Origin of the sequence: Thalassolituus alkanivorans (genome assembly GCF_020447205.1) — a bacterium.
In the GTDB taxonomy this organism is placed as follows: Bacteria; Pseudomonadota; Gammaproteobacteria; order Pseudomonadales; family Oceanobacteraceae; genus Venatoribacter; species Venatoribacter alkanivorans.
This window is the reverse complement of record NZ_JAJAEL010000039.1, coordinates 130170-144050: the sequence shown is the minus strand read 5'-3', so window position 1 is coordinate 144050 and position 13881 is coordinate 130170. Positions and strand designations below refer to the sequence as shown.

Genomic DNA, 13881 nt, shown 5'->3' with positions numbered 1-13881 from the left:
GGGGGGCTGTGAGCCCCCCCGCCCCTCCACAACTGCGGGACACTATGATCCTTTCTGTCTTTTTTTTACTGCTGCTGGCCAGTGCCGGTGCGCAGGCCCAGTACCAGTCATTACCGCTGCAACCGCAGGGGGATATTCTGGTTTTACCCGCCGGTCACTATCAGGGGAATTTTCTGATTGATCAGCCCGGCCACATCCGCTGTGCAGCCAACGCTGTCATCGACGCCGGGGCGCAGGGCCATGCGGTGAAAATTACCGCCGCCGAAGTCAGCCTTGAAGGCTGCCATATTATTAACTGGGGACGTAACCTCACCGATCTGGATTCAGCCATATTTGTTGCTGCCCGGGCCGACCATGTACGTCTGCTGAATAATCATCTGCAAGGGGCCGGATTCGGCATCTGGGCCGATACCAGCCAGCATATTGAAATCCACGGCAATCAGATCAGCGGCGATGACACTGTGCGCTCACAGGACCGTGGCAATGGCATTCATCTGTTTTCTGTCCGTCAGGCCAGTGTGACCGACAACGTTATCCGCCACACCCGGGATGGCATCTACATCGACACCTCCAACCACAACACGCTGACCGGTAACGTGCTGGAAGATCTGCGCTACGGAATTCACTATATGTTTTCCAATAACAATGTGGTGCATAACAACACGACCCGCCGCACCCGCACCGGTTATGCCCTGATGCAGAGCCGTAATCTGGATGTACGCAATAATCTGTCTGAAGACGATCAGAACTACGGCATTCTGATGAACTACATCACCTACTCCACCATCAGCAACAACAGAGTGCAGGGGGTGATCAGCGGCAGCACCGGCGACAGTATGATTCAGGGAGCTGAAGGCAAAGCGTTGTTTATCTACAACTCCGTATTCAACACCATCAGCCACAACTACTTTGCCGACAGCGTGATGGGTATTCACCTTACCGCCGGCTCTGAAGACAATAAAATCTTTGGCAATGCCTTTATCGCTAATCAACAGCAAGTTAAATATGTCGCAACCCGAACCCAGGAATGGTCCGAAAATGGCCGCGGAAATTACTGGAGCGATTATCTTGGCTGGGACCGGAATGTCGATGACATCGGCGATCTGATTTACGAACCAAACGACAATATCGACCGCTTACTGTGGCTTTATCCACAGATGCGTTTATTACTGAACAGCCCGGCCATTGAATTACTGCGCTGGGTACAGCAAGCGTTTCCGGTCGTTAAATCCCCTGGCGTGCGGGACAGCTTTCCCCTGATGCGCCCACCGCTGACAGAGGCCCCTTAAAATGAACCTGGTAGAACTGCAGAATGTCAGTCTTGCTTATGGCCGGATGGAGGTTATAAAAAACCTTTCTCTGCATCTGGCAGAAGGTGAAGTACTTGGTTTGTTCGGCCATAACGGTGCCGGCAAAACAACCACCATGAAAATGATCCTCGGCCTGCTCGCGCCCGGCAGCGGCCATGTTCAGGTATTTGGCAATACTCCGGATCATACCGAAGTCCGTAAGCGGCTTGGTTATCTGCCGGAAAACGTTATGTTTTATCCGCAATTAAGCGGAGAGGAAACACTGACTTATTTTGCCCGTCTGAAAGGTGCAGCTAACCATCAGGTCGGAGAATTACTGGAAAAAGTCGGGCTGACCCATGCCGCTACACGTAAAGTAAAAACCTATTCCAAAGGTATGCGTCAGCGGTTGGGTCTGGCTCAGGCGCTGCTGGCAAATCCACGTCTGTTATTACTGGACGAGCCGACCGTCGGTCTGGACCCGGTAGCCACGCAGGAACTTTATCAGTTACTGAACGAGCTGCGTCAGAACGGCACCGGCATTATTCTCTGCTCTCACGTGTTACCCGGTGTTGAACCCTATATCAGCCGCGCCGCCATTCTTGCCGGTGGTCAGTTACAGGCTGTCGGCACCCTGAGTGAATTACGCCGTCAGGTAGCACTGCCTACGCGCATTCGCCTTGGCAGCCTCTCGGAACCGGAGCACTGGCAAACCCGGTTATCCGGCCTCGGCTTCGATTCCCGCTGTATTGGCCGCGATGCTCTCGAAGTTTTAACGCACAACGGCGCCCGCCGGGAGTTACTTAACACCCTGATAAACAGCAGCGAAGCCGCCGATCTGGAGGTCAGCCCGCCGTCCCTTGACGATCTGTACCGCCATTTTGCGGTCGTTCCGGCACAGGAGAAATCGCAATGATGCAAGTCTGGAATATCGCCATTAAAGAGCTGAATGATGGCCTGCGTAACCGCTGGCTGCTGGCCATCAGTCTGCTGTTTGCCATTCTCGCTGCGGGCATTGCCTGGCTTGGCTCAGCCGCCGCCGGTCAGGTGGGTTTCAGTTCCATTCCGGCAACCATTGCCAGTCTGGCCAGCCTGGCAACATTTCTGGTTCCGCTGATTGCTCTGCTGCTTGCTTACGATGCCATCGTGGGTGAAGAAGAAGGCGGAACCCTGTTGTTATTGCTGACCTACCCGCTCAGTCGCGGGCAGTTACTGCTGGGAAAATTTATCGGTCACGGGCTGATTCTTGCGCTCGCCACCTCTATTGGTTTTGGCAGTGCCGCCGTCGCCATTGCATTATTGGTCAGCGATCTGGATATCTGGCTTCTGATTCAATCGTTCTCACGCTTTATTTTTTCAGCCTCGTTACTGGGCTGGGTATTCCTTGCTTTGGCCTATTTTCTCAGCAGCAAAGCCAGCGAAAAATCCACCGCGGCCGGCCTCGCTCTTGGCGTGTGGTTTTTGTTTGTGCTGGTGTTTGATCTCAGTCTGCTGGCACTGCTGGTCTTCAGTAAAGGGCAGCTCAACCCTGACCTTCTGCCATGGCTTTTACTGCTTAATCCCACCGATATATTCCGGCAAATAAATCTGTCCGGTCTTGGCGACGGCAGCGCTATGAATGGTGTTATGGCTTTGGGGCGGGATTTACCCATCACAAATCCGGGATTGTGGTTCTCATTATTTATCTGGTTGATTGCCAGCCTGGGTATTGCTCATTTCGCCTTACGTCGTCGTGCGATTTAACGTTATAAAGGATAAGTTCATGAAAAAAGTACACTCCATCATTTCTGTTGCTGCCCTGATATTCAGCGCATTACTGGCAGGCTGCAGCCAGCCAACCAACAGCGAAACCACCACACATTCACCGGTCGCCTTTCACTCATCAGATGAATGCCACGTGTGCGGCATGGCCATCACCCGCTTTCCCGGTCCCAAAGGCGAAGCGATATCGGGCAATGGTGCAACCAGAAAATTCTGCTCATCCGCCGAGATGCTGCACTGGTGGTTACAGCCTGAAAATCAGGTTCAGAAAATGACGCTATACGTTCACGATATGAGCCGCAGCGACTGGAACAGACCGGATGATGCACATCTGATTAATGCCATGCAGGCGTTTTACGTTGTAGCCCCCGATATGGCAGGCTCAATGGGCACGCCAATCGCCAGCTTTGCCAATAAGGAAAGTGCAGCATTGTTTGCCTCTGACAGACAAACCAGCGTGATGACATTCGAGCAGCTGAAAGAAGCCCTGCTGCAGCATCAGCAAATGATGGGCGAAAACCATTCCGAAGATCACAGCATGCACCATTAAGGCGGTACGTATTATGGGAATAAGTCCATGGCAGTTACTGATCGTACTGCTGATCGTAATCGTATTATTTGGCAGTAAACGGTTGCGCTCTCTGGGAGGTGATCTTGGTGGTGCGATCCGGGATTTTCGTAAAGCCGCCAATAAACAGCCAGAAGATAACGAGCAATAATCCAGGCCTGTCCGGATGCCGGCAGGCAGCTTCTGAAAATAAATAAAAAGCTGCTATGCCGGCACAAAAAACAAAAAATAATCAGCTCGCCGGACGGAAAATACTGATGACCTCCGGATTACATTCCAGATAGGGCCCATCCATAAGATCAATACAGTAAGGTACAGCGGGAAATACCGCATCCAGACACTGACGTATTGCTTTCGGCTTACCCGGCAGATTAATAATTAATGATTGTTTTCTGAGGCCGGCAGTCTGACGTGAAAGAATGGCGGTAGGCACATACTTCAGAGACTCCATACGCATCAGCTCACCGAACCCCGGCATCATACGATCACAGACCGCCTCGGTTGCCTCCGGCGTCACATCACGCAGAGCAGGCCCTGTACCTCCGGTAGTAATTACCAGACAGCATTTTTCCTCATCCACCAGCTCACACAGTGTTTCTTCAATCTGTGGACGCTCATCGGCGATCAGACGATAAACCGCTTCCCACTCACCGGATAAATATTCCGTTAATGTTTCACGGATAGCCTGACCCGAAATATCTTCATAAATACCGGCACTGGCTCTGTCGCTGACCGTCAGAATGCCGATACGGATTTTTTTCTGCATGATAACTCCTGAAGTTTTCCGGAAATTCAGTAACAGGGGTAAATATACAACGATATACCGCCGCTATCAGTTATTGTTATGCGGAAACCTGATGTGAACAATAAAGGCGTTTCTTAAATCACGGTGAAATCCGTGCGAAGACTGGGCCAGCTCGCACCGGCCCCTCGCAGGTTTTATATTACTGGCAGCTGCCGCAGCAGTCTGAAGACGTTGCTTTAGGTGGTACAAACAGAAAATAATTTTCCAGCGTAATGTGCCGCATAAGATCGTCCACCAGCGTCTGCAGGCCCAGATACAGCGAGCGCCAGCTGTTACAGGCACCGGCCGGAACTTTCATATTATTGGTCAGACTGCACAAACGGTTAATGGCTTCCAGATGTTCCAGGTGCTCATCCTGCATCACATTAATCGGGCCATTCGGATAAATTCCCCCGGCCAGCATCGGAAACAGAATCTGCTCTTCTTTCATCATATGGCTTTCCAGCTCATGACTCATATCGCGCAACAGATCAGCCAGCCCGGACGGACAGTTGGCGGAATCGCTGTGCACCCGTTCAACTTTGGCAGCCAGGAAGATCAGCTCCGGTAACTGCTCACGATGGCGGGCATGGTAACGTTCCAGGATGTGACCGATCAGTTTCATGCGGGGTTCTTTGCCCCAATCAATGGCGGGATCATCATGATGGTGTTCGGTCATTTCAAGTTCAGCCAGACCGGCCGCCACCTCTTCCGGATCAAGTCCCTTATGTTCCAGTGCCTGCTGCAAGCTCACCATGCCCTGATTGCAGAAATTAATATCCAGCTGACGTAACAAAGCAGAAGCACCGGGAATGGTTGTGGCAATATCACTCAGAGAACGATTCAGAATTTCCATAAACTCTCCTGATATATAAAGGTTTTGATTCAACAGAAGTGATCAGCAAGATGCAGGCCAGCCGCCAGAGCGCATACTTGCTGCCGGTCAACAGAGGGTGGGTATAAATAACCCGGATATTCCCTGTAAAATCTACACTTTGGTAAATACCACCAAGCACATACCAACACAGAGACCTCTCATGCCCGGACAACAGCTGCTTACGGAACTCATCAAAGATATGCCGGCCGGCGAACGCTTTGACCATATCGTTAAAAGTATCCGCACCAGCTTTAACTGTGGCGCTGTCGCTCTGCTGCGCCTGCAGGGTGAGTATCTGCGTCCTGTCGCCGTCTCCGGTCTGGTTACCGAAGCGCATGGCCGTAAATTCAGTCTGGCTCAGCATCCACGCCTGTCGGCCGTTATGACCACCAGCCATGCCCTGCGCTTTCCGCCAGACAGCCCGTTACCCGATCCCTATGACGGCCTGCTGGAGACTCAGCCCGGGGAAGCATTGCCGGTGCATGACTGCATGGGAACCAGCCTCTGGCTGAACGGTGAGCGCTGGGGCGCCCTGACCCTCGACTCTCTGACTCCGGGCACCTTTGATCAGAGCCGCATTGACGAGCTGGACAGCTATCGCCCGGTACTGGAAACGGCCATCCGTATCAGCATGCTGGAAGAAGAAATACGCGGTCTGCGCCGTGTCCGGCTGGATGGTGCCGGCAATATCGCCATTGGCACCGAGGCCGACAATGAAATCATTGGCAACAGCAGTGCCATCCGTCAGATTAAAAAAGAGCTCGAAGTAGTTGCGGCCTCCGACCTGCCGGTACTGCTGCTGGGAGAAACCGGTGTCGGTAAAGAAATCTTTGCCAGCTACACACACCGGCTGTCCGCACGTGCTGCACGGCCAATGGTATATATCAACTGTGCGGCACTGCCGGAACACCTCGCTGAAAGTGAATTATTCGGCCATGTTAAAGGCGCATTTTCCGGTGCCACCAGCGACCGCGCCGGGCGGTTTGAAACCGCAGATAAGAGCACACTCTTTCTTGATGAGGTCGGTGAATTACCGCTGCCGGTACAGGCCAAGCTGCTGAGGGTTTTGCAGAATGGTGAAATACAAAGACTGGGCAGCGATAAGACCCGCCATGTGGATGTCCGTATTCTGGCCGCGACCAACCGCAACCTGAAAGAGCAGATTACCGAAGGCGCATTCCGGGCCGATCTGTATCATCGCCTGTCTGTTTATCCTATCCCGATTCCTCCCCTGCGTGAGCGCGGGCAGGACATTCCTCTGCTGGCCGGGCATTTTCTGGAATTAAACCGCACCCGCTTAGGATTGCGCAGCCTGCGCTTATCGGCCGATGCCGAGGCAGCACTGCAGACCTATCCATGGCCCGGTAATATCCGTGAGCTGGAGCATGTTATCAGCCGTGCAGCCATCAAAGCGCTGAGCCGGGGAGCACAACGGCACGATATTGTGACTCTGGATTGCCGTTCACTGGATCTTGAGCTGCCGACCTCCCGTCACCATGCACACGCAACAGGCGAAGACAGCAGTGATTCATTACTGAAAGCGGTGCAGGGAATGCCAATGAAAGAAGCCGTTAAATACTTTCAGCAGACTCTGGTTCTGCACGAACTGCAGCAACAGCAAGGCAGCTGGAGCAAAACCGCACGGGCTCTGGGTATGGACCCGAGTAATCTGCACAAGCTGGCACAGAAGCTCGGGCTTAAATAAACCGTACCGCTTTACTCAGGACTGAGCAGCGCAATCGGCACAGTCCGGACGGCGGGCAATCCGCCATTCATGAAAGCGGCTGGCACGGGCATCAAACGACAGCAGCCGCCCACACAGAGACTCACCGGCAGCGCTCAGCAGCTTCAGGGCTTCCACCGCCTGTAACGTACCGATAACTCCTACCAGAGGCGACAGCACGCCACTCTCACTGCAATTACGCTGATCCGGCTGCACATCCGGATACAGGCAACGGTAACAGGGGCTGTCGGCACGGCGCGGATCAAACACCGTCAACTGACCATCCATGGCGACAGCGGCCGCACTGACCCAGGGAATCCGGTGTTTCAGCGCCGCTTTATTGAGGGCGTAACGGACCAGAGGCTCGTCGGTGCAATCCAGCACCAGAGAAAACTGCGGTAAAACCTGCTCAAGCCAGGCAGCATCTGCGCGGCGGATTTCGGTATGCACCCGCACATCATGATTCAGCTGCATCACGGTTGCCGCGGCAGACTCGGCTTTGCTCATTCCCACCCGATCCTGCGGATGAATAATCTGGCGTGGCAGATTGCTGAGCTCAACACGATCATCATCCACCAGCGTCAGCTGCCCGATACCGCTCGCCGCCAGATAGGGTAAAGCGGCCGCGCCCAAACCGCCCAGACCAATCACCAGAACATGGCTGTCACACAGGGCCAGCTGGCCATCGATATCAATCTGGGGGAGGAAAATATGCCGGCTGTAACGCAGCAGTTGTTCGTCGTTCATGGTGTTAAGGCACCTCTGAATAATTCTGCACAGCTTCGCGTGAGTGCTGCAGAGTGCTTTTGACAAGGCGTCGATTGCAGTGAATGGCGAGTCCTTTATAAAATCGACAACACCGTCAAAACGCTCTGCAGCCCACGCCCTTCGGGGCTTGCTGAAAAAATCCGGCTCGCTGTTGTCACGTTTTGACGTAACCCATGATGCCTTCAATATAGTGCCTTCAACGTGGCGCCTTGATCTGAACGTTTTCAGTAAGCCGAAGCGGGCACTGAATTATTCAGAGGTGCCTTAATTCAATAATGTACCCAAAGGCATTACACGAACCTGCTCGCCCGGCGCGACATGACCGCGCTCCGCTTCAAGTACGGCATACCCCTGAGCATCAGCAAAACCATGCAACAGGCCAGAACCCTGACTGCCACACGGCGAGGCCATTAATACACCCGCTTCAGAGTCCAGACGGATGCGCTGAAAGTCCTGCCTTCCCGGTTGTTTTCTGAAGGCTTCAGCAGCGGTTGCCAGCAGCGGCAGTGCCGCCTGAACACGTTCGCCACACAACTGGCGCAATACCGGCTGAGCCAGTTGATCCAGGGTTACGATGGCCGATACCGGATTGCCCGGCAGACCAAAAAACCAGCTGTTTTTTACGCGTCCGAAAGCGAAAGGTTTACCCGGTTTCATGGCAACCCGCCAGAAATTAACCTCGCCCAGCTCATCCAGCACCTGGCGGGTATAGTCGGCATCACCGACTGAAACACCGGCGCTGGTGATAATAACGTCGGCTTCCTGTGCTGCTGCAGCAATGGCAGAACGCATGGCCTCAAGGGTATCCGGCAGCCAGGCAAAGTGGATAATTTCAACCGGCATACGCTCCAGCATCGCCCGTAAAGCAAAGCGATTGCTGTCATAAATCTGGTGTGCCTGGCGGGAGTCGCCCGGCTGGCATAATTCATCGCCACTGGAGAACAGGGCAACCCGTAATTTACGGAATACCTCAGCCTGCGCCAGACCGACGCTGGCTAATAAGCCAATATGCAGCGGAGTTAAACGTTGTCCGGCGGCCAGCATTACCTCACCGCGACGGATATCTTCGCCGGCATGACGCACATGACTGCCGGGGTGGAGTGGTACCTGCGAAACAATACGCTCGCCATCTGCCTGCACATCGACCTGCACATCTTCCTGCATGATGACGGTATCGGTGCCGGCCGGCATTTCGGCGCCGGTCATAATCCGCAACGCCTGTCCCGGTTGCAGCACACCACGGAAGGGATGCCCCGCCAGTGCCGCACCAGCCAGCGTTAAACCGGTGCTGCAGAGCAGCTTTGCATCGCGGCTGTGCAGCGCATAGCCATCCATTGCCGAGTTATCAAACGCCGGCACGGTTTCCGGTGCATAAAGAGGTTTTGCCAGAATGCGTCCGTCCAGTTGCTGCAGAGCGACACTCTCTTCACCCAGGGCATATCCGGATGTCGCCGCCAGCATCCCGGCAACAGCATCGGCGACAGACTGCATACTCACCCCTTATCTTCACCCTGCTGGTTCACCATCCAGACCGCCGCTTCCACACGGGAGCGCAGTCCGAGTTTTTTCAGCAAATGCTTCACATGAACCTTGACCGTACCGTCGGAAATATCCAGCTCGCGGGCAATAACTTTGTTGCTCATACCCTTGGCAATGCATTCCAGAATTTCAACTTCACGTCCGGTCAGGGCATCCAGTTCAGATGCAGGACGCACCGCCGGACGGCGAATAGCAGCAGCCAGAACCTTGGTCACCGCCTCACTCAACACCATCTTGCCGCCGACAGCCTGCTTAATCTGCTCCAGCAGCATATCCGGGTCGGTATCTTTCAGCAGATAACCATCAGCCCCCTGACCAATGGCGGTAAGCACATCGTCATCAGCATCCGAGACAGTAAGCATAACGATTCTCGAGGTAATGCCCCGGTCGCGTAATTTAGTCAGTGTCTGCAGACCATCCATACCCTGCATATGAAGATCCAGAATAATAAGATCCGGCTCATCTTCAACAGCAAGATCAATTGCTTCTGCACCGCTGCTGGCTTCGGCGATAACCTCAAGGTCATCTTCAAATGCAAGCAGCTGCTTTAGTCCTTTACGCAACAGGGGATGATCATCAACCAACATGATTGTCGATTTTTTGCTATCCATTTTTTTAACCGTTTTCGCTGATTATCGTTCCATACTAAGGCGCACCCAATCAAAGTCAATTGAGATTAAATCGGGTGAAAATCGTTATACCCTTTATGAGGTATGCGTTCTTTAGTATTGCCTGTGCATAGTATCCGGCCCAATATCACCGTCAGGTCAGAGGCATTCGACATGGCGGGAAATAATAAAAACATTCTTATCATCGGCGACAACAACACTTCACACCGGCTGCAGGACAAACTCTCAGCCAGTAATTGTTTCAGCCATATTCACCTGCTGTCACAATCCGACCACCGGTATTTCCCTCGTCACTGCCTTCCTCAGCTGCTTGCCGGTATATTGCCGATAGCAGAAATGGAAACTCCGCCAGAGTGGTATCACGCACGGAAAATCCGCTATATCTGCCGCCATACAGAACCCGACATAAATTATGCTGCCGTCGTCGATACACGTCCTGATGCCAGGCATGTATCGGTACTGAAAACGGCCGGTGACCGGAGTCTGTATATTCCACTGCACACACCTGAAAGTATTCAGATCGCCCAGAACCATTTACAGAAATCCGGCGGTATCACCATCATCGGCAGCTCTGAACTGGCAATCCAATATGCAACCAGTGTTGCCCGTGCAGGATTTCCGGCATACCTGGTTGCCGACAAAGCCGCCCTTATAAACCCCGGGTTTGACAAACATATTCAGCGGCTGATTTACAGAGAGATAAAAAACTCTGGCGTTAAAATAATTCCGCCTGAAGAAAAAAACACCATACCCAAAACCATACCTGTAATTTACATGCCGCTGAGCAGCAGAAATAAAGAAATCCGTCATGCTCAGATACAAACCAAGAACATTAAAATCTCTCCAACTGACAGTCTGGATCTGCCCGATGGCGGAGATCATTTCACACCGCCTGAATCAATTCTTAATATGTTTGCCTCCCGCTGCTGGCGAAAAACGAACGAGCATTCCGATCAGTTTTCGTTATTGCGGGAACTCTGGCTTGGCAAACCAGATCTGCCACACCGGATTTCGGTCAATAAATTCGCCATTCATTATGCCGGAAGCCTGAACGCCGAAAAGAACAATCAGTGCCTCACGATGCATATTCCGGAGTGTGGCATCTACCGCAAGATCATCATTGCCGGAGATCGCATTATCGGTTTTATTCTTGCCGGTGATGTGCGCGGCAGCGAAACCCTTGCGGATATGATGCTGACACACCGGGACATCCGTTACTGCCGGGATCAGCTGCTTTTCAGCGGACATCAGGCTGCAGTGACCTACCCATAAAGAGGCATGTCACTATCCCGGGAAGCGGATAGTAGCAGCCCCCTCATACCGCTATATTCAACTGACGCCGAGCTGATCTGCCTAACGCTCACTCCCCTCATCGGTGAGTTATGGCAGCTCAGCCGTGGCAATACTGCCACCGGGATTCAGGGGAAACCCAGCTTCCTCCCATGCTTGGAAAGGTGTCTTATGCTGACCGACCGTTTTGCCCGGCGCTTTACTTACCTGCGCCTGTCGCTGACTGAACGCTGTAATTTCCGTTGTACCTACTGCCTGCCAGAAGGTAATGATTGTGATACAGCTGAGTCTGATCTGAATATCCATGAAGTCCGCCGCCTGCTGACCGCCTTCGCCCGTCTGGGTACCCGTAAGGTTCGCCTGACCGGAGGAGAGCCGGCACTGCGCCGCGATCTCAGCGAAATTATCAGCTTATGCAAATCAGTACCGGGTATAGAACAGGTTGCCCTGACCACCAATGGCTACAATCTGCAGAAAGAAATATCCGGCTGGAAAAAAGCCGGACTGGATGCCCTGAACATCAGCGTCGACAGCCTTGACCCTGCCATTTTTTCACGCATAACCGGGGCCGATCGTCTGCATTATATTTTGCAGGGGATCGATCAGGCCCTGCAGCTGAATTTTCAGAAAGTAAAACTGAACACCGTTTTATTACGCCAGCACAATACCGACTCTCTGCCTGGCTTTTTGCGTTTTATAAAAGACCGGCCTGTATCACTGCGTTTTATTGAATTAATGCGGACCAACGATAATGCCGGTTTCTATCAGGAACAGCATTTAAGCGGTGAATTTATCCGTCAGCAGCTGACCGAGGATGGCTGGCAACTGCAGCCTAAGGCAACCACCGATGGTCCGGCGCTGGAATATGCCCATCCGGATTATGCTGGCCGGGTCGGACTTATCATGCCTTACAGTAAAGACTTCTGCAGCAGCTGCAATCGCCTGCGCGTATCCAGTAAAGGGGAATTATTTCTCTGCTTATTTGCCGACGAGCATCAAAGTCTGCGTGAGCTGTTGCAAAGCGACGACCCCGCACCGGTCGAAGCATTTTTACAGCGGGCCATTGGCGGAAAAGAAGAAAGCCACTATCTGCATCAGCAACGCAGTGGCCAGACCCGTCATCTGGCCATGATCGGGGGGTGAGATATGTTCAGTGCCATTATTCTTGCCGGTGGACGCTCTTCACGTATGGGGACCGATAAAGCGCAGTTGCCGATGAACGGCCTGCCGCTATGGCTGTTGCAGCAGGTACGGCTGCAACAGGCGGGTTGTGACGATATTCAGCTCAGCCATCCGCAACTGGGCACTCCCGACCAGCAGGCAGGGCATGGGCCCCTGTCCGGTCTGCATACTCTGCTGCCATTCTGCAAACATGAGCGTGTACTGGTACTGGCTGTCGATATGCCCTGGATGACGGCAGCACTTTTGCGCACTCTGATACGTCATTCACAGGAACAGCCGGTTTTCTTTAAAGATCATTATCTGCCCTGCGTGCTGCATAACAGCAGCGATTTACAGTCTTATATTGCAAAACAACTGCATGAAAAAGGACGGCGTTCTGTTGGTGCCCTGCTGTCTTATTGTGCGGCCAGAGCAATTCCCTGCCCATCACCACAGCTGTTGCTGAATACAAATACTCCCGAAGACTGGCAGCTGGCCTGCCATGCTTCGCAAGGCGGTCATTAATATGAGTAAACATACCAGCAAAGAATTTTTCCGCTTAAACATTGCCATTCTGACGCTGTCGGATCATCGCACTCCGGCCGAAGACAGCAGTGGCAATCTGCTGCTGGCACTGGCTCAGGAAAGCGGCCACACAATCCGCGCCCGCGCCCTGTTAAGGCATAACCGTTATGACATTCGCGCCTGCATCAGCGACTGGATTGCCAGCCAGGACATCCAGGTCATTATTATTAATGGCGGCACCGGTTTCTCTGAGGGCAACTGCACACCAGAAGCCATCCGCCCTTTATTTGATGCAGAGGTCGAGGGCTTCGGCGAGCAATTCCGGCAGTTAAGTTTTACCGATATTGGCAGCAGCAGTATGCAGTCCCGGGCACTGGCCGGGATTGCCAATAAAACCCTTATTTTTGCTGTTCCCGGTTCTGGCGGCGCCTGCCGCCAGGCCTGGGAAGCGCTGATCGCACCACAGCTGGACAGCCGCACCGGGCCATGTAATTTCGTTGCCCATGTTAAAAACAGCCCTGTTAATGCCTGTCGTTAGGCCCTAACAGACCCTGGAGAATTTTATGTCAGATCTGAGCCATATTGATCAGCACGGTCATGCTCACATGGTCGATGTGTCGGCCAAGGAAAGCAGTCTGCGCAGCGCTTATGCCAGCGCCAGAATCATCACCCGCCCGGATGTTATCGCCCGTATTCAGCAGGCTGAAATTAAAAAAGGCGACGTACTGGCAACGGCACGCATCGCCGGCATTATGGCGGCCAAACGTACCAGCGATTTAATTCCGCTTTGCCATCCGCTGGCCCTGAGCAAAGTCAGCGTAGATTTTGTTCTTTCAGAACAGGAAATTCATATCACGACCCTGTGCCGTCTGCGCGGCCAGACCGGCGTGGAGATGGAAGCGCTCACGGCGGCATCCGTTGCAGCCCTGACCATTTACGATATGTGCAAAGCGGTTGATCCGGCCAT

The 13881-nt window shown here is 53.2% G+C and carries 17 protein-coding genes and 1 riboswitch; of the genes, 11 read left to right on the top strand and 6 right to left on the bottom strand.

All coding sequences use genetic code 11. The features are described from left to right. The first annotated feature begins 44 nt into the window (after nt 1-44). From LGT44_RS15990 to tatA, 5 genes are read left to right on the top strand one after another with little or no spacing between them, the layout of a single operon-like run. Nucleotides 45-1289 carry a nitrous oxide reductase family maturation protein NosD gene (locus LGT44_RS15990; RefSeq protein WP_145468002.1) on the top strand — a complete coding sequence of 415 codons (1245 nt, stop codon included), beginning with the start codon at nt 45-47 and terminating at the stop codon, nt 1287-1289. Between the two features lies 1 nt (nt 1290). Next, nucleotides 1291-2205, top strand: coding sequence for an ABC transporter ATP-binding protein (locus LGT44_RS15985; protein WP_230332364.1), 915 nt, complete (start codon nt 1291-1293; stop codon nt 2203-2205). Beyond that, complete coding sequence (locus tag LGT44_RS15980) at nt 2202-3032, top strand: ABC transporter permease (RefSeq protein WP_230332365.1); 831 nt, start codon at nt 2202-2204, stop codon at nt 3030-3032. Before LGT44_RS15985 ends, LGT44_RS15980 begins: the two co-directional genes overlap by 4 nt. Nucleotides 3033-3051: 19 nt before the next feature. Continuing rightward, a complete protein-coding gene (locus LGT44_RS15975; protein ID WP_230332366.1) occupies nt 3052-3600 on the top strand; it encodes a nitrous oxide reductase accessory protein NosL in 549 nt (182 codons plus the stop codon). A gap of 13 nt (nt 3601-3613) precedes the next feature. Then, nucleotides 3614-3769 (top strand): twin-arginine translocase TatA/TatE family subunit, encoded by a 156-nt coding sequence (gene tatA, locus LGT44_RS15970; RefSeq protein ID WP_225691029.1) that lies wholly within the window; start codon nt 3614-3616, stop codon nt 3767-3769. Nucleotides 3770-3850: 81 nt separating this feature from the next. Here tatA and mog read toward each other — a convergent pair whose 3' ends face one another. Continuing rightward, nucleotides 3851-4384, bottom strand: a complete 534-nt coding sequence (gene mog / locus LGT44_RS15965) for a molybdopterin adenylyltransferase (RefSeq protein ID WP_145467992.1) — start codon at nt 4382-4384, stop codon at nt 3851-3853. Between the two features lie 178 nt (nt 4385-4562). Beyond that, entirely contained in the window at nt 4563-5258 is a 696-nt protein-coding gene (ytfE, locus tag LGT44_RS15960) for an iron-sulfur cluster repair protein YtfE (RefSeq protein ID WP_145467990.1), read from the bottom strand. Between the two features lie 181 nt (nt 5259-5439). On the opposite strand from ytfE, the gene norR reads away from it, so the two are divergent. Next, the gene (norR, locus tag LGT44_RS15955; protein ID WP_225691030.1) at nt 5440-6984 is read left to right on the top strand and encodes a nitric oxide reductase transcriptional regulator NorR; all 1545 of its coding nucleotides are present in this window, start codon (nt 5440-5442) and stop codon (nt 6982-6984) included. 15 nt (nt 6985-6999) lie between these two features. Here the strand turns inward: norR and LGT44_RS15950 are convergent, their stop codons facing one another. The 4 genes from LGT44_RS15950 to LGT44_RS15935 all read right to left on the bottom strand — a co-directional run bounded on the left by LGT44_RS15950 (nt 7000) and on the right by LGT44_RS15935 (nt 10820). Beyond that, nucleotides 7000-7749, bottom strand: coding sequence for a HesA/MoeB/ThiF family protein (locus LGT44_RS15950; RefSeq protein WP_230332367.1), 750 nt, complete (start codon nt 7747-7749; stop codon nt 7000-7002). 285 nt (nt 7750-8034) lie between these two features. Next, complete coding sequence (gene moeA / locus LGT44_RS15945; protein WP_230331560.1) at nt 8035-9261, bottom strand: molybdopterin molybdotransferase MoeA; 1227 nt, start codon at nt 9259-9261, stop codon at nt 8035-8037. 2 nt (nt 9262-9263) lie between these two features. After that, nucleotides 9264-9920 (bottom strand): two-component system response regulator NarL, encoded by a 657-nt coding sequence (gene narL, locus LGT44_RS15940; RefSeq protein WP_145467983.1) that lies wholly within the window; start codon nt 9918-9920, stop codon nt 9264-9266. 552 nt (nt 9921-10472) lie between these two features. Next, nucleotides 10473-10820 (bottom strand): hypothetical protein, encoded by a 348-nt coding sequence (locus tag LGT44_RS15935; RefSeq protein WP_230331559.1) that lies wholly within the window; start codon nt 10818-10820, stop codon nt 10473-10475. A gap of 27 nt (nt 10821-10847) precedes the next feature. Here LGT44_RS15935 and LGT44_RS15930 point away from each other — a divergent pair, with 27 nt between their 5' ends. From LGT44_RS15930 to moaC, 5 genes are all read left to right on the top strand, one after another. Then, nucleotides 10848-11210: an NAD(P)/FAD-dependent oxidoreductase gene (locus tag LGT44_RS15930; RefSeq protein WP_230331558.1), complete on the top strand. Its 363-nt coding sequence runs from the start codon at nt 10848-10850 to the stop codon at nt 11208-11210. 53 nt (nt 11211-11263) lie between these two features. Next, nucleotides 11264-11411: riboswitch (molybdenum cofactor riboswitch) on the top strand. Continuing rightward, complete coding sequence (gene moaA, locus LGT44_RS15925) at nt 11400-12371, top strand: GTP 3',8-cyclase MoaA (protein WP_230331557.1); 972 nt, start codon at nt 11400-11402, stop codon at nt 12369-12371. It overlaps the preceding riboswitch by 12 nt. 3 nt (nt 12372-12374) lie before the next feature. After that, nucleotides 12375-12914: a molybdenum cofactor guanylyltransferase gene (gene mobA / locus LGT44_RS15920; protein WP_145467977.1), complete on the top strand. Its 540-nt coding sequence runs from the start codon at nt 12375-12377 to the stop codon at nt 12912-12914. A 1-nt stretch (nt 12915) separates the two neighbouring features. After that, nucleotides 12916-13452 (top strand): molybdenum cofactor biosynthesis protein B, encoded by a 537-nt coding sequence (gene moaB / locus LGT44_RS15915; RefSeq protein ID WP_230331556.1) that lies wholly within the window; start codon nt 12916-12918, stop codon nt 13450-13452. Nucleotides 13453-13477: 25 nt separating this feature from the next. Then, a partial coding sequence (gene moaC, locus LGT44_RS15910; RefSeq protein ID WP_230333651.1) for a cyclic pyranopterin monophosphate synthase MoaC occupies nt 13478-13881 on the top strand: 404 nt, incomplete at its 3' end.